Raw genomic sequence first — 18455 nt, forward strand, 5'->3', positions numbered from 1 at the left:
GTAGCTACTCTAGTCCCTGTTGAATCCGGAGGAACCATGAATCGAACTGAGACAGCGGTGATTGTGGGCGCAGGCAAGGGATTAAGCGCCTCCCTTGCTCGCCTGTTTGCGGCAGAGGGCATGCAGGTTGTACTCGCTGCCCGCGACACCGGCAAGTTGACAAACCTCGTCGACGAGACGGGCGCTCTCGCCTTGAGTTGCGACGCTAGTCGAGCGGACGAGGTTGCAGCACTCTTTGACCAGGTAGAACGCGCCTTTGACGTCCCCGACCTCGTTGTCTACAACGCGAGTGGCCGCTATCGCGCGGCAGTTGAAGCCATCGAGGCAGAGAGACTTGAAGCCGCCCTTAGGGTCACTGCATTCGGCGGCTTTCTCGTCGCGCAAGCCGCAGCCGTGCGCATGCTGGCCCGCGGCCACGGCACCATCCTGCTGACCGGTGCTACGGCAAGTGTGAAAGGGCTAGCCGGTTCGACACCGTTTGCCATGGGAAAATTCGCCCTGCGGGGAATGGCCCAGTGTATGGCGCGAGAGCTTGCCCCAAGGAATCTCCACGTTGCGCATTTTGTGATTGACGGCGGCATTGCCAGTAGCTGGGCACAATCAGACGATGGCGGGACGGACGACAAATGGTTGAACCCTGACGCGATAGCGCGGGAATACCTTCACGTTCATCGTCAGCACCGCAGCGCGTGGACGTGGGAGGTGGAACTCCGACCATGGGTGGAGAGATTTTAGGAAACACCGCTCGCCTCACAACGCTGCGAAGTTGGCCGCTATGCCAGCCGTGGTCTCCCTGAAGAAACAGTGAGATACACCTCGCCATTCTTTCAAGGACTTCGCATGGACGCTGACGACGAAGATGGGATGCCTGAGACTCGGCTCGTTCGAGTACGCGGTCAGGTACAGGGCATCGGCTATCGGGATAGCGTGCGTACGCCGGGCTCAAGCGCTCGGCGTCTCCGGCTGGGTGCGCAACCGGATGGACGGTTCGGTAGAAACGATGCTGCAGGGCTCATCCCGTGCAGCTTGCCGAAAATGTGCGCCTGGTTGAGCGGCGGGATGTCTGTAGCGCTTGTCGACGAGCTTGAGGTGACCGGGGTTCAGCCGGCGTTTGCCCGCTTAGACCACTTTGAGCGATTGTCCACGCTGTAGTGGCGAGCGAGTTTCGCGAAATTGCTCGACGCTGTGTACGCCGAGTTCTACAGCTGCCCGCCGATGCTGCGCCCCACTTTCTGCGGCGGTCGGACTGTGGCCTACGTTAGTTTTGAAGGAGCACGGGAAAAAGAAAGCGAACTTCCGTGTCGGCAATGAAGTCCTTCGTCGCGTCGTCATAGATGGCCCGATATGGCTTCTCGGGCTGCTCGCTGAGCCATTCGTCTCGGGTGCCGTTCCAAACTTCGAATAGAACCAGTTCGTCCGGTGCCTCCGGGTCTTCGCTGAGCACCGCACTGACGAAAGCTGGTTCTTCGGCCATCGTCTTCATGAGCTCCGCAAGATGTGGCACGAACAGTGACCTGGTCGAGGGGTAAAGCTTGAAACGTACGTAGAGAGACAGCATTTAGCGTGTCCTTAATGTTTGCTACGCAGGGTATGACTGGCGAGCGCGAATGTCTCTGGAAGGTCAACTTGTGGAGCATTCGACGAGTGGAAGTCCTAAGGTGACGGCCGCGTTTGCTCGTTCGCGGCCGTTCACAGCTGGGTCCTATTGACGCTTAGTTCTCGAACTGGCGAATCGTCGCGTTATACGCCCGCGCGGCCATCTCTTCTAGCGGCAGCTTGCGCTCAACTTCGGACAGGATTTCCACGCCCCACGGACCATCGAAGCCGGTCGCCTGGACTGCCTTGATGAAGCCGCGCACGTCGAGTACGCCTTCGCCAGGCAAGCGGCGTTTGTGGCAGGTGTCCATCCACAACGGCTCGATTGCGTAGCGGTCCGCGTCGTCGAGTTCGATGCCCTTGATGAATTCCGGCTTGATTGTGGCAATTTCCTTGAAGTCGACATTGCCGCGACTCAGGTGCCAGATGTCGAGCAGCAGGCCAGAGTTCGCCTTGTTCGCCCCTTCGACAATGGCTTTACCGGTTTCAATCGTACGCACGTTACTGAAGGGCATGATTTCCAGCATGACTTGCGTACCTCGCTTCTCCGCGTCATCGGCCAACTTGCCGAACTCGTCGACCATGAGCGGGACGTTTGCGGTCTCTTCGCCGATGCCCGGGCCGACTTTCACGATGCGCGCGCGGAGTTCTTCTGCAGCCTTGAGGTAGTAGTACCGCATGCTGTCCGACGTGCGGCGGCGCTCGCCAGTTTGATACCAGTCGACCAGGAACTCGAACTCAACGTGCTTGATGCCATTAGCTTCGAGGATTTGGCGCATCTCGCGGAAGCCAATCTTGTCGGCGGTAGCGTAGATGTCCGAGTGAATCAGACCGATACCATCCCAACCTGCTTTCGCTGCCGCTTCAACGCGGTCCTTGAAGCTGAAGGGGCTGATTTCGGTCGGACCAAACGGAAAAACGTCGCCAGACAGAGTGAAGTAAGCAGCAACAAGTTCGACCTTAGATTTGGACATGTAACCCTCGTGAAGGAAGTAGCGACAAGCCCGACGCGGGTATCGCATGAAGACTATGTCCGAACTATTACGTAGAAACGGCGACGGATAAACAGCCCTGAAATCGCCTCACCGAAGAATAAAAATCTACAGTGCCGCCTCCGGCGACTTGGCGGGCTTGTCGGGGGTCAGAAAAAGTGGCGCGCCGCTTGATTGTTCAAAGGCCGTGGGTCTACCGCAGTTCAGGCGCGTTAATTTTTCCGGTGAGTGGAAATAACTTTTCGTTCTGTCGCATTTTTCTTTCGCATAGCAAGCCTTACTGTGCCTCCTCGAGAACACTAAAACCCGGCTCATCCATCTCAGGGCCCTTCAGGAGACACAGCATGAACATCCGCAAATCCGTTATTTCTTGCCTCATTCTCAGCGCTATCGCCAGCGCTTTCGGCAATGGCGCCCAAGCCGCGGACCAGCCGCGCGTCGCTTTGCTCATGCCGACGCAGAGCGTTGAATACTGGGCGCTCTACGTCAAAGGCTTCGAAAAGGAAGCTGCGGCACAAGGCATCAAGCTCGATGTGAAGGTCACCAACTACGACCCGAATGAGCAGGCAACCCAGGTCGACCAGACGCTCGCGCAGAAGCCCGATGTCATCGTCCTTGTACCGGTGGATTCGAGCGCAATGGTCCCGTCGATTCGCAAGATTGACCAGGCGAAAATCCCGCTCGTCATCTCCAACTCGATGCCAGACCAAAAGTACTCGCGGTACTGGAAGGTTTTCACGGGCCCGAACGACATCAGCAACGGCGAGGTCGCGGCGAAGACGATGATTCAGGGCTTCAAGGAAAAGGGATACGGCGATAAGGGCAAGGTTATCGTCATCAACGGGCCGATGGGCACGCCGCCCCAAGTCCAGCGCTATCAGGGCTTCGTCGATGGCCTCAAGAAGAACGCACCCGGCATCGAAGTCGTTGGCTCGCAGCCGGCCGACTGGGATGCCGTGAAGGCGGAAGCCGCAGCTTCGGCACTCTTCACGCAGTTCAAAGACGTGAAAGGCGTCTACACCGAGAACGACTCTCAACTTCGCGGCGCTGTGACTGCCGCGCAGCGACTCGGACTCGACCCTTCGAAGCTCGTCATCGTCGGACATGGGTGCGACTCCGGCGCGGTTGAGGCTATCTTGGCTGGAAAGGCGTACGCCACCGTCGAGCAATCTCCCTTCGATGATGGCGCTTATGCCGCGAAAGCCGCGAAGGAACTTGCCTCCCACAAGTCGCCGCAAGCCGTGCAGTACCTGCCGAACCCGGCGGCTACCAAAGCTACGCTGAATGTCTGCTATTCCCAGAAGAAGTAAGTTGCGCGCCGGCTACTCAGCCTCTGCGTAGCCGGCTGAACGCACGTGCGACCCTGCGGGGTCGCTGTCGCTTTGAGAAGGAGACAGGTATGAGGCGAGAGATTGGCGTTGCGGTGATTGGAACTGGCTTCATGGGTAAAGCGCACGCGCTTGCGTACCGGGCGGTGCCGAATGCTTTCTCTAACTCGTTGAAGCCGCGACTGGTGGCGGTCGCCGATGTAAGCGAGGCAGGTGCGAGGCAAGCGGCAGAGCAATTTGGCTTCGAGCGTGCGACGTGCGACTGGCGTACGCTCCTTGACGACCGTAACGTTCAAGTCGTCTCAATCACGACGCCATGCAGTTTGCATCGGGAGATGGCATTGGCCGCAATCGCTGCTGGGAAGCATGTGCATTGCGAGAAGCCGATTGCGCCGTCCGCATCCGACGCTCACGAGATGATGAGGGCGGCCGAGTCCGCGAACGTCGTCACGCAAGTGGGTTACAACTACATCAAGAATCCCATTCTCAAACTGGCGCAAGAGATGATTGCGTCTGGCGAACTGGGCGAAATCACAAGCTTTCGCGGCATCCATGCGGAAGACTACATGGCCGACCCCGAGATTCCCTACAGCTGGCGAGTCGACCCTCAAAACGGGGCTGGCGCGCTGGCTGAAATCGGCAACCACATTGTCGGAATGTCGCGATTCCTTCTTGGTCCGATTACCCACGTGAACGCACAACTCGAGACCGTCAACAAGACGCGCCCGGCGTCAGTTGGTTCGCCCGAGCGCCGGGAGGTCAAGGTCGATGACATTGCAAGATTGATGATGACCTTCGACCGTGGGTGTTCAGGCTCAATCGAAGCGAACTGGACCGCAACCGGCCGCAAGATGCAGCTTGAGTTCGAGATTTATGGAACAAAGGGTGCGCTGTGCTTTTCCCAGGAGCGCTTCAATGAGCTTCGATATTTCAAGGCCGGCGGCGACCCTCGGACATCGGGATTCACCCGAATTGAAGCCGGCCCGGTTCATCCTCCCTACGAAAACTTCACGGTAGCTGGCGGGCACCAACTGGGTTTCAACGATTTGAAAACTATTGAGATGGCGGAGTTCATCGCGGCAATCGAACATGGGACGCCTACTTTCCCGGACTTCCGGGAAGCGTGGGAAATTCAACGGATTGTTGACGCCGCCATCCGGTCTTCGGCCGAGGCACAGCGAGTCTCTCTGTAAAAGACCAGCAGGCTCCAAGGTTAACGCGCGGTTTGGCAGGCGTCACGTCCTGACTTCCGCGCGTTTTTTTACGACTCCCGCCGGACGCCGATATTTCCGGTGACTGGAAATATCATTTCGCGGCCACGCATTTTTCTTTTCCTGGCGAACGAATAACCTGTGTCTCAACGATAACGAAGCCGCTGAAGCGAGTTTCTGCTGGAGACGACATGCATTCCTGCGCACGCAGCGATTCCTTGCGAACTCCTCTCCTCCTCGACCAACAGCAGCATCACTGATGCGGAAGCGCCCCATGGTTCGTCGCGAGCCTTGGCAAGCATCCGCTTCAGCTTCGATGCAAGCCTTCGCTATTCGAAATGTATGTGTCACCCAGTGTGAGCAATCACGCGGATGAGCCAGGTGACGGTGACGGGGCATCAACCCGTGGCAGCGGACGACCGAAGAGTGTCCGCGTATGGAGGAAGACAATGCTGCAAGACGCTAAAACAGGCGGCGAGACGCTCGCCGCTCAGAGTCTGCTCTGCGCTCGCAATCTAACCAAACACTATGGTGGCGTGAAGGCGCTTACCGGTGTCAGCCTCAAACTGGCACCTGGTGAGATTCACGCACTATGTGGCGAGAACGGTGCGGGCAAAAGCACGTTTATCAAAATTCTCGGTGGCCTCGTGCACCCGGACGACGGCGAAATTACCGTCGACGGACATCAACTGAAACTCGGGCATCGCACAGACCCCAGACTTATCTCCATCGTTCACCAGGAGCTTGCTATCGTCCCGACGCTGTCGGTGCTCGACAACATTCTTCTCGGTGGCGCGGACCAGAGCGAAATCTACCGTCGCAGCCAATACCGGGATTCTGTTCGCGAACATCTGGATTCGGTCGGACTGTCGCATATCAAGCTCGATGTGCCTGCCTCGCGGCTCAGCCTCGCCGAATGCCAGCTCGTCGAAATCGCTCGGGGCATGTCGCGTCAAGCGAAGGTCCTGCTCCTGGACGAACCTACCGCGACCTTGTCGGATGCAGAGATTGTCCGGGTCTTTGACGTCGCGCGCAGGCTTCGTGACCAGGGGACCGCGATGATTTTCGTCAGCCATCGACTCGACGAAGTGTTTGCGCTCACGGACCGGGTAACGGTCTTCCGCAATGGACAGCATGTGCTCACGCAGCGCACCGCGGATATGACGACCGCAGAGGTGGTCAAGGCAATGATTGGTCGCGAGCTGGTGCATAGCAAGGTCATGCCGGCGGAGAACCGCGGCAACATCACGCCGCGTCTCTCGATTTTCAACCTGACGGTCGCGGACAAGGTCAAGGAACTCTCACTGAACGTCGCGCCGGGGGAAATCCTCGCCGTGGTCGGCCAGTTGGGTTCGGGAGCGGAAGTTGTTGTTGAGGCCCTCGCTGGCCTTCGCGGTGATATTTCCAGTGCTGTGAAAATGGACGGTCAAACCGTCAAGCTCGACAGCATCCGGAACTCGCTGCGAGCTGGTATCGCTTACGTGGCGGAAGACCGCGCTGACAAAGGCGTTTTCCTGGATGCGCCGATTGCCATCAATATCACCGCGTCCGTCATGGCGAAGTTCACCCGAGCGGGAATCATGCGGCGAGCCGGTGAACAGGAAGAGGCACGACGCCTGGCCTCAATGTTCACCATCGACCCCAAGCGCCTTCCGCACGAGGTATCCACACTCAGCGGCGGCAACCAACAGAAAGTCTCTCTCGCCAAGGCAGTGGCACTGGCGCCTCGTCTGTTGCTTCTGAACGAACCTACCCGGGGCGTTGATATTGGCGCCCGCAGCGAAATTTACGCGACGCTGCGCAAGATGGCGGATGAAGGGTTGGCGATTGTCTTCTACTCGACGGACCTCGAAGAAATCCTGGAGCTCGCGGATACGGTTCTGACAGTATTCAAAGGCCGGATGGTCCGTCATAAGCCGCGGTTCGAAATAAGCGGCGACACGCTTCTGCATGACATCGTGGCAGGCGACGGCGATGCATCTCATGCCCATGTCTCTTTCCGAAACCAGCCTGTGGAGGTGGGTAATGCATAAGACAGCTCTTGAGCCTACCGCGCAGGTATCAACAACTGCGCTACGACGTTGGGCCGCAGCATTGTTTGGCACGACGAGTATTCACGCTGCGTCGATTCGCATCGCAACCCTTGCTCTTATCGTGGTCGCTGCGGCTATCGTTCCGCACTTCACCGAATTCGGAAACGTGCAGTCACTAATGTACTCGGTGGCCGCGGTCGGCATTGGCGCTATCGGGATGGCGCTCGTGACCCTCAGCGGAAATCTGTTCATGCTTTCAATGGGTGCGACAGCGGCCGTCTCCACTGTGATGTTTGCCGCGCTCATTCATCTGGGCCTTGGCGCAACGCTGCTGCTCGTCGTGCTGAGCGGCCTTCTGATGGGGGCTGTCCAGGGTGGAATCATCGCATTGGGTAAAGCGAATCCCATCATCACCACGATTGCCACCTCTTCAATCATCGTTGGTGCTGGTGTTATCTACACCGGAGGGCTGACAGTCATCGGAAAGGGTGACGCTACGTGGCTCGGTCAAGGAAGGTTGTGTGGCTGGCTGCCGAATCAAATCCTGGTGCTGGCTATCTTTGCGGCCATCGCAAGCTTCATCCTGCAGAAATCTCGTATCGGGCGGGAAATTAGACTGATTGGTATGCGAGCTGAAGTTGCACGCATCGCGGGACTTCGGTTGATGGCAGCAACGCTCGTTTGCTACGGATTCGCTGGTGCCGCAGCTGCGCTTGCCGGTTCGTTGATTTCTTCGTCGTCGGCTCAAGGAAACCTGACCTACGGCATTGACCTGGACTTCAACGCAATCGCTGCCGTGCTCGTCGGTGGAATCTCGATTCGTGGCGGACGCGGACAAATCTCGGACGCGGTCACGGGCGCAATCTTCCTTGCCGTCATAAGCAATATCCTCCTGGTCAGCGGTGTGAGTTACGAGTACCAGTTGGTAGCGAAGGGCATCGTGGTTCTCGCGGCCGTCGTGTTCGGAGCGTTGCTCGCCCGACTCGGCCCGGGACGGAAATAACAGGAGCTTTGAAAATGGAACAGTCTCAACGACTTCTCAATTTGGCCATCCGCCTCGTACTGCTCGTGGGAATGCCTGTTATCTTCGGTCTCTGCGTCGACCACTATTTCTCGCAGGCGAACCTCTACGCAATTTTCCAGGCGTTCGCGTTCCTCGGCATCATCGCGCTCGGCCTTTCAGTCACGATGATTGCGGGCGAGTTCGACCTAAGCGTCGCTGCAATCTCGACAGTTGCCGGCCTTATCACGGTGAAGTTCGGTGGCGATAGTGCGATGCTCGGCATACTGTACGCAATCATCTTTGGCGTGGTGGTCGGCGTCGCTAACGCGGCGCTGCTGCCGTGGCTCGGTGTATCCTCGCTCGTGACGACAGTCGGCTCCATGATGTTCCTTACCGGCGTCGGCTACTGGATTGCGGGTGGTCGCGTATTGAGTTACGCCAACCTCGACGTAAGTGACTTCCTTGACCAGAACGTCGCGGGAATCTTTTCTCCCCGTAGCCTCATCACAATCGTCTGTTTCATCGTCGTGTCGCTCTTCTTACGCTACACCACCCTCGGCCGCGACATCTATGCGTCAGGTGGTCATCGAAAAGCAGCAATTCAGAGTGGCGCGCGTGTGGGTAAGGCGTTGACAGTCGGTTTCGTCATCTCCGGCGGACTGTCGGCACTTGGCGGAGGCCTTCTCTCGCTGAGCCTGGCGACTGCGTCAGCAACGATGGGAAGCAATATCCTGCTTCAGGCGGCTTCGGCCGCGATTGTCGGCGGTGTTGCGTTGGGCGGAGGTATCGGCTCGCCGCTCGGTGTAGCAATGGGCGTTCTGATTCTTACGGTGCTGAACAATGGGCTCGGCCTGTTGAATGCCACGTCTACCCAGATTCTTCTCGTCAACGGACTGTTGCTTCTGATTGTGGTTCTGCTCGATGGGCGCCTGGGCGCGGTATTGGCGGCGCCGCTCGAACGATTCGTTCGGCGAAAGGCGGCCACCGCGGTTTAGCGAAACGATGCTGTTGCAAGGCCGACGCGCTTTTCACGCGTCGGTCATTTTTTTGGGGAGCCAATCTAGAACAGACGTGCCGTCCTGTGCCCCGAGACTCCACGCGACGCTACCCGTAGCTGGAGGGGCCTGCTCGAAAATCGTAAGCCCAGCAGGCCTATGGACAAGGCGAGGTGTCCAGTGGTTACCTTCGACGGCACGCATCGCTAGTTCGACCGACATCCCCGGCTCGATGTTCGCCGGTCCAACCACGTGGATACCGACTGCCGGGCATGACACCTCCAGGTCAAAAGGACCATAGCTACGGCCATAGATTTCCAGGTCGATGCGGTGTTTGAGCGTCATTGCCTCCGGCGTCTGATTTGCGAGGATAGCCTTCAACGGCATGGCTTGGTCGGACGACGCCGCGAGAAAGTTGACTTCGGTCTCTGCGGAGGTTTCGAGGCTAATCAAACCGAGCAGCCAGGCCATGTCGCATTGGAGGAGCAGTACGTCGCTGATGTCGGCAGGCAACGCGAGGTTCAGCTCGAAGAAAGCATCAAGTCGCCGAATAACCGAGATTTCATCCAAAAGCGCGCGCAATGGCCGAAATGTTTCACGTCCATCGAATAGACCCGTCCCGAATTCAGATTCGAGGCCTTCGTGCGTGCATAGGATTTGAACTCGAGTCGGCGCCGTGAGAAGCTGGACAATCTGCTGCAGACGAGAGAAATGGGGTAGCCGGCGAACCGGCTTGCTCGCCCACTGCTGGGTATTGATGTTAAATGTGAAGTCGGTTAAAGCGCCCCGAGTAGTCGGCGGTCAGGGTTGCCGTGAGCATTCCGCCGAACGCCGTACCTTGGAACTTCGCACCTTTATTGCCTCGGGAGCCGTTACCGGCGAACTCGATATACAGCGGCGAGCTTGACCTCTCCGCCACCACAACTGTCATCGTGACCGGGCGTAGGGTTGACGATAGCTGCCAGCGAGTGGCGGCTACCTCGTCCGTCCGAAATAGGGGGGAGCCTTCCATCCGAAGGTCCGCGCCGTCCAGCATCAAGTTGCCGCCATAGTTGAAAAATTCGCGTAGTGCCTGGACTTTGCGCTCGTTGTCCTCGGCGGTGACCACGAGCCGGGCTTCAACTGTCTCCTTTGCCGTGACCTCGTACATGGGGCCCGACTCGCCCATGCGCATACCGACCTTGAAGCGCGGGTCGATGCGCTCTTGGCGCGCCGACTCCCGACTGCAAAACACGTCCACCGCTCGCTTGATTGCGGTGGGGTTCGTCAATGCTGACACCTCGCTGCCAGGTGGTTTGCCTGCTCTTATGTTTGCGACCCACTCAGCGTCCGTCTTGATGCGGAGTAAGTCTGCCACCGAATACGCTTCGGCGTCGCGGTCGATGATGTCCGCGCAGGTGGCGCACGCCCACACACCATTTTCAATGGATTTGCGCTCGGCCGGCGTCTGATTCTTGTCGTAACGCGGACCGTTCTTCGCGGCGGCCTTGATGTGCGCCGCCTTGCCGACCGAAAACCTCTTGTCCGTTGTCCCGGTTTTTGACCCCAGAGTCGGCGCGTCGCAGACCGAGCAATGGAAGTTGACGCGTTCGGCGAGCATCTGCTTCACCGGCTGACTGAAGTCGTCTCTTGTGTTTGTTCCCATCTGGCTTCCGCGGCCCATGCACATGATTGTGGCGGCATTCTAGCGCTGCGCGCCTCCCTACACCTCATCAGGACAACCACACCGAGTATGAAAATAAATCTTCGCTCCCTGGAACACGAGTGTGCTGTCGGACGTACGTCGTAGTCAGCATCGTGGTGCCCGCCTGTATTGTGAGCACGGCGGCTTCCGAGCAGCGGAACAATCCCACAACCGTTCCGTGCGAACGGGCATGGGCCCTCTGGGGAAATCCGGTGCGAAGCGCGGCATTGCCGCGCTCTGCATGGCGGGGATGAAGCGACCGCAGTGGCACTGCAGATGGTTTAGCGCCTGGAAAACAACTTCGGCGACGGGTGTGTGCTTATATGGATTCAAAGGAATGGCAACCGTTCGTTTCGCGGATAGCTTAGCATTCATGCCATAGCTTGATTTTGACGTTGACTCCGCGCCAGAGCAATTTCAAATCCAGAAGGAAAACCTGCCGACATGCTGACCGACATCTTTGCCTATCGATATACGAAGTATCGGGTTTGGTCCCAATATACCGAGGCCGAGCGTCGCCTCCTCAATCAAACAATCGCCCTCGCGAAAGAGATATACACAGTATTCGACGGCTCGGGTAAAAAGGTCGAGGCGAACGAAGCCAAGTGGCAAGAAGCTCACAATCGCCTCGCTCGAGAGTTAGGTGTGAACGAATTGGCGCAGCGCCACTATTCGTTTACGACAAAAGGACCGATGGGTCAGGATTGGCATCAGTCTGGCTATTGGACCTACGACTACGTGTGCGAGCAATTCGTAAACGCCATGCCGCAGGTTGGTCTTTCCAACGCTGACCCCTACATTAAGGAGCGGGTGAGCTTCATTGAACTGGTCATGCGCCTGCGCCACGATGAGGTAGCCAAAGCAAACGCGGACCTCCCACAAGCTCTGCTCGCAGCGAAGCTCCGCCCGACTGCGCGGCAAGGCCTTCGCGTGCCGGGGCTCGCGGAGGACGGAGTTCGGGCGCAAAATGCGTCGCTGAATCAGACCTTCCAAAGGCAGGTCGAAGAGCTCAACGAGCGGTTCCGTCGAGCGGGTGCTCCGTTGACGTTTCACAACGGATTCGTCCAAGTAGCTACCGACGAGGTCATCGAGCGCGAGATTGCTTCTCCCTTCTGGCGTCTCGTCGCGTCTCCTGTGTGGGAAAACGTGAGCATTGACATGGCTGAAGCACTTGACCGTCGCGATTCCAACGACAAGGACCCGGCATTTTTCGCCGGAAAAGCGCTCGAGAGCGCTATCAAAATAGTGTCGGATACCAAAGGCTGGACTCGTGGCAAGGAAAATGGCGCTAGTGCCTACATCGACAATCTTGTGAGGACCAACCTGAGCCCGTCAGTCAGGATTCAGTGCAAATCAGCAGTTATACACGCACACGCGGAAGAATCGTGTTCTACCAGGTTCCTCGACAGTCGCTGCGTGGGCATTGGAGCGGCTAACCCGGAGCACGGTACGGCGAGTCTTTGGCGGAGGAGAGGATTCACAGCTTTTGGGCTGCTTTCAATCAGGTACCCCACCACTACGAATCGACACGCACCCGTGCGTGGAGAAACCTGCCGCTCGCCGCAGTGAACGAAGGTTTGCGACGCACTTCTCCTTGCGGCCCGGCGACAACCGCTGGTCGAGGGAAACGGAATACGGCCGAACAGCGCTGATGCATGCGGGCGCGCATTCGTCGAGCGCCGGCGTGGCGCGTGGCTGCAAAGTGGCGAGTCATCCTTCAAAGGCTCGCGGACCATTACGCCGTTCCTCGCGCAGATGGCGGTCGCTCCGATTGGCTATGGTGACAAAGGCGCGGTGATTATGTGACCGCGCGGAGCAGATAGGGAGGCCCCGACAACTGGTGTTGGGGCTCTTAGAAAAGATTTGGTAGCCCGCGGCCCTCCGACGACGCCAGCGAACTGCTGATACGGTGGGACTCTCTATCCACTCACCGCCTACTTGATTCAGGCCGTTCGATGACTACTGGGCGAGGTATCCGCCGTCGATGACCAATTCGCTTCCCGTTATGAAGGAAGCCTCGTCGCTGGCAAGGAACACGCATCCGGCAGCCACTTCCTCCGGAGTTCCCATCCGACCCATCGGCGTGCTCTTGATGATTCCCGCATTCATGTCGTCGGACTGAGCGTCAACAAGCGGTGTACGAATAAGGCCGGGATGCACTGAGTTCACGCGAATATTCTCAGGCGCGTACGTTACGGCGGCATTCTTGGTCATGTTCCGGACACCGCCCTTAGCTGCGTTGTACGCTGCGGCCCCAGGCACACCCACGTTTCCCCAAATCGAAGAGAAGTTGATAATCGAGCCATGCTTGACGGCTCGCATTGACGGCAGGACGGCCTGCATACCAAGGAAGCTTCCCGTGAGATTCACGGCGAGAACGCGGTCCCAGCTTTCCCTGTCAGTTCCGTGTACCGGCTCGTAGCACTCCACAATGCCAGCGTTGTTGACAAGGACATCAATGCGTCCGTGTTTCGTAAGAATTCCATCAACGACGCGAATCCAGTCATCGTTCAACGAAACGTCGAGCTTCACATGCTCAACCCCGTCCGTCGCGGCTCCGGGTTTAATGTCTCCGGCGATTACTGTCGCTCCCTCTCGTGCAAATGCCTGTGCCACAGCCAGGCCAATTCCCTGCGCTGCTCCCGTGACGAGAGCTACTTTGCCTTTAAGTCTGTCCATATTCATCTCCGGTTCAGCGTCTACGGTTTCTTTTGTCCAGGGTGGAGGCGTCAAGCGCCTCGGTTACGGTTCTAGCGGCCCCTGCGGCGCATCTGGTCGAGGAACACGATGACGATAATGAGGATGCCAGTCACGATTCGTTGCCAGAACGGGTCGATGTTCAGAAGGTTCGCGCCCTGAGCAAGCGTAGTGAGAAGGGCTGCTCCGATAATCGGACCCTGGATGTTTCCGACTGCGCCAAAAAGACTTGCTCCACCGATGACGGCCGAAGCAATCGACTGCAGTTCCCAGCCCTCGCCGGTGGTTGCCATGCCAATGCTGAGGCGACTTGCAACGAGAATGCCGACGAGCGCCGCACATACGGCCGAGACTATGTAGGCCACGTAAATAACGAGGGGCACGTTCACACCAGACAGACGAACGGCCTCTTTGTTCGAACCGACGGCAAAGAGGTAGCGGCCCCACCGGGAACGATGCAGGAGGAAGTATCCAGGGACCGCTACGACCAGAACCGTCCAGAAAAGCGTCGGAACACCCAGGAACGAACCGCGTGCGAATGACGTGAACGCCATGGGTAGTCCCGCTACGGGCTCGCCCCGGGTTATCAGGAGCGTGAACCCGCGCAACGACGTGAGAGTTGCCAGCGTGGTGATAAAAGGCGGGAGGCCGAGTTTGGTGGTGCAAAATCCATGGAACCCGCCAATCACGACTCCAATCAGCAAAGTCAGGACAATCGCGGCGCTGATGGGCATGCCACTCTTAATCAGCATCGAGACCACAACAGAAGAAAGACCCACGACAGCACCGACAGAGAGGTCGATGCCAGCGGTAATCATCACGAATGTCTGTCCGATGGCGATGATGGCCCAGAAGGAGACTTGCCGGAGGAGGTTCGTGATGTTTTCTTCCGTGAGGAAGTTCGGGGTCGCTAACGACAGTCCTATCCATAAGAGCACGAGGACGAGAAAGAGTGTGAGGTCCAGCAGCCAGGTCATCCGACCGAGCCGAGACATCGTCGCGGGAGATTGAATGGTCGACATTTTCATCCTCGAGTAAATCCAAAGATTTGGTTGTGAAGCCATCAAGCGCCGATTGCGGCGGCGAGAATCGCTTCGTGGGAAGTTGAGCCAGGATGAGCGCTGGCCGCCAGCTTTCCCTTGCGGAAAACGTGCAGCATGTCCGCGAGGTCGTAGACCTCGGGCAGATAGGACGAAATCAGGATGATTCCGGCCCCGTCCGCTAGCAGCTTTGCAAAGAGCTTGTAGATTTCGCTCTTGGCCCCGACGTCGACTCCGACGGTCGGCTCGTCCACGATGAAGAGGTCGGCACCCGGAATCAGCCACTTGCCAAGCACGAGCTTCTGTTGGTTGCCTCCGGAAAGCGACGACGCGTTGACTTCGATGCCAGGTGTGCGGATAGAAAGCGCCTTGACCTGGTCGCTGGCGTTCTTGCGTTCGTCACCTCGACGCAGCAGACCTCCGAGTGAAATCGACGGATAACTGGCCAGATTGAGATTCAATCGAACCGACAGATTGAGACATAGCCCTTGGTCCCGGCGGCTCTCGGGCAGCAGCGCGATGCCTGCCTTGACCGCATCTCGCTCAGACCTGATACGCAACGACTCTCCGCGCCACTTGACCGCGCCGGCTATTTGCTTTCGACGGCCGAAGACAGTCTCGACAAACTCGCTCCGACCGGAGCCAATCAGCCCATAGAGCCCGACGATTTCTCCGCGGCGCACTGTCAGGGATATGTCTTCGAATCCTTTCCCCGATAGCCCTTCGACCTTGATGAGTTCTTCGCCGATAGGAACCTTCGCCTTGAAGTGGACGTCTGCCAACTCGCGCGCGACCATGTCTTTGACTAGCCGGGCCGAGAGTGGCGCCGCATCAACACCTTTCACCTGATGCGTCGAGATGAGGCTGCCGTCGCGCATCACGCTGGCGCGGTCCGCAAGCTCGAGAATCTCCTCCATGCGATGGCTGATATACACCACCGTCACGCCGCGCCCATTCAGTTCTCGAACAAGCTTGAACAACTGGTCGGTCTCGCTTCGCGTCAGGTAGGCAGTCGGCTCATCGAAGATGATGAGTCGCGTATCGCCCGCAGCAGCTCGAGCAGTCGCCACAAGCTGCTGCTGTCCTATCGTCAAATCACCGAGCCGTCGCGACGCGTCGATGTCGAAGCCGACGCGTTTGAGCAAGGCACGACCGTCGACGAGCATCTTGCGCCGGCGCATCATGCCGAGTTTTGTCTCTTCATGGCCGAGGTAGAGATTTGCGGCAACGCTTAGATGCGGGCAAAGAACTACCTCTTGATGAATCGCAGCGATGCCAAGCTTCAACGCATCCAACGGACCGTCGAACTCGACTGGTGTGCCTTCCCACACGAGCGACCCCGTGGTCTTCTGCACGGCGCCGGTGAGTATCTTGATGAGCGTCGACTTTCCAGCCCCGTTCTCACCTACGATTGCATGGATTTCGCCCTTGCGGAGCTCGAGGTCTATCGACTTCAGTGCGGTCGTACCTGGATAGACCTTGCTCAATCCGCGTAGCGTGAACAGAGGTTCGTTCATGGCGCTTCTCCCTGTTATCGTTGCCGGGTCTTCACCGGCAGCTGAGGTCCGGATTGAGCAGGCGCTTTCCTTCGGGTGTGTCGAGGTCGGCGGTGCGTATGACGTGGGCTCCGGTGTCAATGAAGGTGTTGACTTTTTCGCCCTTGACCTTCTTGACCGCGGCCTCAATGGACAGGTAGCCCATCTGGAATGGGTCTTGCACAATCATCGCCTTCATGTCGCCGCTGCGAACCAGCTTGACGAGTTCATCGGTCGAGTCGACGGTGACCCCCATCACACGGTCTTTCGCGTGCGTCTCTGCGATACCTTGGCCGACCCCGAGCCCACTGTAAAAGGTGTCGCCAAAAATCCCACGGAGCTGCGGAAACGTCGAAAGCACGTCAAGCGTGGTGTTGAGAGAACCGGTTACGGACCCGTCGCCGATACGGGTCGTGACCACCTTGATGCCCGGGTACTTTTTGGCCATTTCATCCTTGAAACCGTCGACACGGTCCTGAACGGACTTCACGCCTGGTAGGAACTGGAGAATCGCAACTTGGCCTTCGGCTTTGCCGTACTTCTTCTGAATCTCCTGCGCAAGGGTGTCCGCGCCCAGGCGACCGGCAGCGACGTTGTCCGTCATCACAGTCGCGGCAACTTTCTTGGAGTTCGAAGGCGTGTCAGCTACGACGACCGGAACCTTTGTCGCGGCTTCGTCGATGGCCGGTCCGAGCGCCTCAGCGGAGACCGGGGTAATCACGACGGCCGCCGGTTTTCCCGAGACAGCGTTCTCGAAAATGCCGATTTGTCCGGACATGTCTGCCTCGCTGCTTGCGCCAAGTCTGGGCACCGTGACGCCATATTTCTTTCCGGCCGTGCATGCACCGGCGAAGACGGCTTGCCAGAACGGCACGCTCGTGTTCTTCACGATGACGGGGATTGTCATGGTCGGCGCCGCCACCAGGTTCGGTGACACCAATACCGTGGCCATAGCAGCAACGCTTGCAATGAATGCTTTCATGTTTGTCTCCTTCAGTAATACGCTTATGTGATTGCTTTGAGCAACTGACGTTTAGCTCATCGGTTAATGCTGACGAGAATCTTCAGCTTTGCGCTTCCGGGCGCGAGCAATGCGTCAAACCCTCGCTCTTTGACATCGTGCATATCGACTTCTGCATCGACGACTTTCTCGACCGGAAAGAGTCCGCCACGCATCATCGAGAAAATGCGCGGCCAGATGGTTAGGGGGTAGTTCAGCGAGCCCCTGATGGTGAGGTCCTTGACGGTCCAACGGAACGGGTCCGCCTCAATCTTTCCCGGCATCAGTCCGACCTGAACGACCACGCCTTGTGCGCGGACCGCGTCGGTGCAGGTGTTGAATGCTCGGCCGTTGCCTGAACATTCGATGGCGGCATCCACGCCGATGCCTTCGAAAGTCATGCCGCGAACCCGGGATGTGATGTCAGTGGACAGAGGGTCGAAAACGGTTACCCCGATGTCCATGCGCTGAAACCGTTCGCGACGGTTTGCATTCGGCTCGCTTACGAAGATGTTCGTGACCCCGGACGCCCGCGCAGCCAGGGCCACCATCGCGCCGATGGTCCCCGCTCCGGTGATGAGGATGCTGTCCCCAGGCTTGATGCCTGAACGGTCGACCGCGTGTACACCCACGGCAGCAGGTTCGACAAGTGCGCCTTGCTGGTCCGTGATGTCCGGTGGCAGCACGATTGCGTTTGATTCCTGGATGATGGCTTTTTCTGCCATGCCACCCCATGGCCAACTCAGATCTACGACCGAAGCTTTTGGGCCGAGGAATGGTAGATTGCGACGGCCGAAATAGTCTTCGCGAGGCCCAATCTGCGGTTGAATGGAAACGCGGTCACCCGGTGAGACGTTCGTCACGGCGTTGCCGACCGCGAGTACCTCGCCGGAGAACTCGTGTCCAAGAATTTGTGGAAGCGCCGCGCCGCTGTATGGGTTCGATTCTGCGGAGGTCCAGGTAGGTCCGTGGTCGTACTCGTGAAGGTCCGTGCCACAGATGCCGCAGAAAGTGGCACGTACAAGGACCTGGTCGGACTTGAGGTCGCCGGGTTCTTTGACGTCGTCAATGCGAAGGTCGTGCTTGCCATGGAATCGGACGGCTTTCATCTCTATCCTCAAAATGAAGACAACAGGTCACCAGTCGGACAAGACCGAAATGGTCTTCCGCAACAAAAAGCGTGCGCTGTAGATTTGCTACCCGGCCGGCTATGAGCGAAGGGGTGCAGAGGGAGCGCTCGGTGGCGAGGCGAGAAGGATTGGATAGTTCATAGGTGTCTCCTGGGCATCATGGGCTTCGGTTCCCTGAGCGGGATTTTGTTTTTATAGGGTATGGCCGCCT

16 protein-coding genes and 1 pseudogene are annotated in these 18455 nt (G+C 58.2%); 8 read left to right on the forward strand and 9 right to left on the reverse strand.

From position 1 onward, the window contains the following. Nucleotides 1–36 precede the first annotated feature (36 nt). Both OKW44_RS29145 and OKW44_RS29150 read left to right on the forward strand, forming a co-directional pair. Entirely contained in the window at nt 37–735 is a 699-nt protein-coding gene (locus tag OKW44_RS29145; protein WP_018419001.1) for an SDR family NAD(P)-dependent oxidoreductase, read from the forward strand. A gap of 105 nt (nt 736–840) precedes the next feature. Then, nucleotides 841–1152: pseudogene (locus OKW44_RS29150) on the forward strand (acylphosphatase). A gap of 106 nt (nt 1153–1258) precedes the next feature. On the opposite strand, the gene OKW44_RS29155 reads toward OKW44_RS29150, so the two are convergent. After that, complete coding sequence (locus tag OKW44_RS29155; protein WP_018419000.1) at nt 1259–1558, reverse strand: putative quinol monooxygenase; 300 nt, start codon at nt 1556–1558, stop codon at nt 1259–1261. A 154-nt stretch (nt 1559–1712) separates the two neighbouring features. Then, nucleotides 1713–2618: a sugar phosphate isomerase/epimerase family protein gene (locus OKW44_RS29160; RefSeq protein WP_239499020.1), complete on the reverse strand. Its 906-nt coding sequence runs from the start codon at nt 2616–2618 to the stop codon at nt 1713–1715. Between the two features lie 314 nt (nt 2619–2932). Here OKW44_RS29160 and OKW44_RS29165 point away from each other — a divergent pair, with 314 nt between their 5' ends. From OKW44_RS29165 to OKW44_RS29185, 5 genes are all read left to right on the forward strand, one after another. Continuing rightward, nucleotides 2933–3898 (forward strand): sugar ABC transporter substrate-binding protein, encoded by a 966-nt coding sequence (locus OKW44_RS29165; protein WP_018418998.1) that lies wholly within the window; start codon nt 2933–2935, stop codon nt 3896–3898. Nucleotides 3899–3987: 89 nt separating this feature from the next. Beyond that, nucleotides 3988–5109, forward strand: a complete 1122-nt coding sequence (locus OKW44_RS29170; RefSeq protein ID WP_018418997.1) for a Gfo/Idh/MocA family protein — start codon at nt 3988–3990, stop codon at nt 5107–5109. A 467-nt stretch (nt 5110–5576) separates the two neighbouring features. After that, nucleotides 5577–7160, forward strand: coding sequence for a sugar ABC transporter ATP-binding protein (locus OKW44_RS29175; RefSeq protein WP_018418996.1), 1584 nt, complete (start codon nt 5577–5579; stop codon nt 7158–7160). Further along, nucleotides 7153–8163, forward strand: a complete 1011-nt coding sequence (locus tag OKW44_RS29180; RefSeq protein ID WP_018418995.1) for an ABC transporter permease — start codon at nt 7153–7155, stop codon at nt 8161–8163. Before OKW44_RS29175 ends, OKW44_RS29180 begins: the two co-directional genes overlap by 8 nt. A gap of 14 nt (nt 8164–8177) precedes the next feature. After that, nucleotides 8178–9158, forward strand: a complete 981-nt coding sequence (locus OKW44_RS29185) for an ABC transporter permease (protein ID WP_018418994.1) — start codon at nt 8178–8180, stop codon at nt 9156–9158. Between the two features lie 33 nt (nt 9159–9191). On the opposite strand, the gene OKW44_RS29190 is transcribed toward OKW44_RS29185, so the two are convergent. Together OKW44_RS29190 and OKW44_RS29195 are read right to left on the reverse strand one after the other, a co-directional pair. After that, entirely contained in the window at nt 9192–9728 is a 537-nt protein-coding gene (locus OKW44_RS29190) for a hypothetical protein (RefSeq protein WP_429412058.1), read from the reverse strand. Between the two features lie 190 nt (nt 9729–9918). Continuing rightward, entirely contained in the window at nt 9919–10803 is an 885-nt protein-coding gene (locus tag OKW44_RS29195; protein WP_429412060.1) for a hypothetical protein, read from the reverse strand. 483 nt (nt 10804–11286) lie between these two features. Here OKW44_RS29195 and OKW44_RS29200 point away from each other — a divergent pair, with 483 nt between their 5' ends. Then, nucleotides 11287–12411, forward strand: coding sequence for an AbiJ-NTD4 domain-containing protein (locus OKW44_RS29200; RefSeq protein ID WP_018418992.1), 1125 nt, complete (start codon nt 11287–11289; stop codon nt 12409–12411). A gap of 390 nt (nt 12412–12801) precedes the next feature. Here OKW44_RS29200 and OKW44_RS29205 read toward each other — a convergent pair whose 3' ends face one another. From OKW44_RS29205 to OKW44_RS29225, 5 genes are all read right to left on the reverse strand, one after another. Next, the gene (locus tag OKW44_RS29205) at nt 12802–13521 is read right to left on the reverse strand and encodes an SDR family NAD(P)-dependent oxidoreductase (RefSeq protein WP_018418991.1); all 720 of its coding nucleotides are present in this window, start codon (nt 13519–13521) and stop codon (nt 12802–12804) included. A 71-nt stretch (nt 13522–13592) separates the two neighbouring features. Further along, nucleotides 13593–14561: an ABC transporter permease gene (locus OKW44_RS29210; protein WP_018418990.1), complete on the reverse strand. Its 969-nt coding sequence runs from the start codon at nt 14559–14561 to the stop codon at nt 13593–13595. A gap of 41 nt (nt 14562–14602) precedes the next feature. Next, nucleotides 14603–16096, reverse strand: coding sequence for a sugar ABC transporter ATP-binding protein (locus tag OKW44_RS29215; protein WP_018418989.1), 1494 nt, complete (start codon nt 16094–16096; stop codon nt 14603–14605). 31 nt (nt 16097–16127) lie between these two features. After that, entirely contained in the window at nt 16128–17096 is a 969-nt protein-coding gene (locus OKW44_RS29220; RefSeq protein ID WP_018418988.1) for an ABC transporter substrate-binding protein, read from the reverse strand. Nucleotides 17097–17152: 56 nt separating this feature from the next. Further along, nucleotides 17153–18223: a zinc-binding dehydrogenase gene (locus OKW44_RS29225; RefSeq protein ID WP_018418987.1), complete on the reverse strand. Its 1071-nt coding sequence runs from the start codon at nt 18221–18223 to the stop codon at nt 17153–17155. Between the last annotated feature and the right edge of the window lie 232 nt (nt 18224–18455).

Origin of the sequence: Paraburkholderia lebeckiae (assembly GCF_050436325.1) — a bacterium.
Taxonomy (GTDB): Bacteria; Pseudomonadota; Gammaproteobacteria; order Burkholderiales; family Burkholderiaceae; genus Paraburkholderia; species Paraburkholderia tuberum.

Coding starts and splice junctions, on each gene's coding strand:
- OKW44_RS29145 (WP_018419001.1), top strand. CDS start 37: ATGAATCGAACTGAGACAGCGGTGATTGTGGGCGCAGGCAAGGGATTA.
- OKW44_RS29155 (WP_018419000.1), bottom strand. CDS start 1,558: ATGCTGTCTCTCTACGTACGTTTCAAGCTTTACCCCTCGACCAGGTCA.
- OKW44_RS29160 (WP_239499020.1), bottom strand. CDS start 2,618: ATGCGATACCCGCGTCGGGCTTGTCGCTACTTCCTTCACGAGGGTTAC.
- OKW44_RS29165 (WP_018418998.1), top strand. CDS start 2,933: ATGAACATCCGCAAATCCGTTATTTCTTGCCTCATTCTCAGCGCTATC.
- OKW44_RS29170 (WP_018418997.1), top strand. CDS start 3,988: ATGAGGCGAGAGATTGGCGTTGCGGTGATTGGAACTGGCTTCATGGGT.
- OKW44_RS29175 (WP_018418996.1), top strand. CDS start 5,577: ATGCTGCAAGACGCTAAAACAGGCGGCGAGACGCTCGCCGCTCAGAGT.
- OKW44_RS29180 (WP_018418995.1), top strand. CDS start 7,153: ATGCATAAGACAGCTCTTGAGCCTACCGCGCAGGTATCAACAACTGCG.
- OKW44_RS29185 (WP_018418994.1), top strand. CDS start 8,178: ATGGAACAGTCTCAACGACTTCTCAATTTGGCCATCCGCCTCGTACTG.
- OKW44_RS29195 (WP_429412060.1), bottom strand. CDS start 10,803: ATGGGAACAAACACAAGAGACGACTTCAGTCAGCCGGTGAAGCAGATG.
- OKW44_RS29200 (WP_018418992.1), top strand. CDS start 11,287: ATGCTGACCGACATCTTTGCCTATCGATATACGAAGTATCGGGTTTGG.
- OKW44_RS29205 (WP_018418991.1), bottom strand. CDS start 13,521: ATGGACAGACTTAAAGGCAAAGTAGCTCTCGTCACGGGAGCAGCGCAG.
- OKW44_RS29210 (WP_018418990.1), bottom strand. CDS start 14,561: ATGTCGACCATTCAATCTCCCGCGACGATGTCTCGGCTCGGTCGGATG.
- OKW44_RS29215 (WP_018418989.1), bottom strand. CDS start 16,096: ATGAACGAACCTCTGTTCACGCTACGCGGATTGAGCAAGGTCTATCCA.
- OKW44_RS29220 (WP_018418988.1), bottom strand. CDS start 17,096: ATGAAAGCATTCATTGCAAGCGTTGCTGCTATGGCCACGGTATTGGTG.
- OKW44_RS29225 (WP_018418987.1), bottom strand. CDS start 18,223: ATGAAAGCCGTCCGATTCCATGGCAAGCACGACCTTCGCATTGACGAC.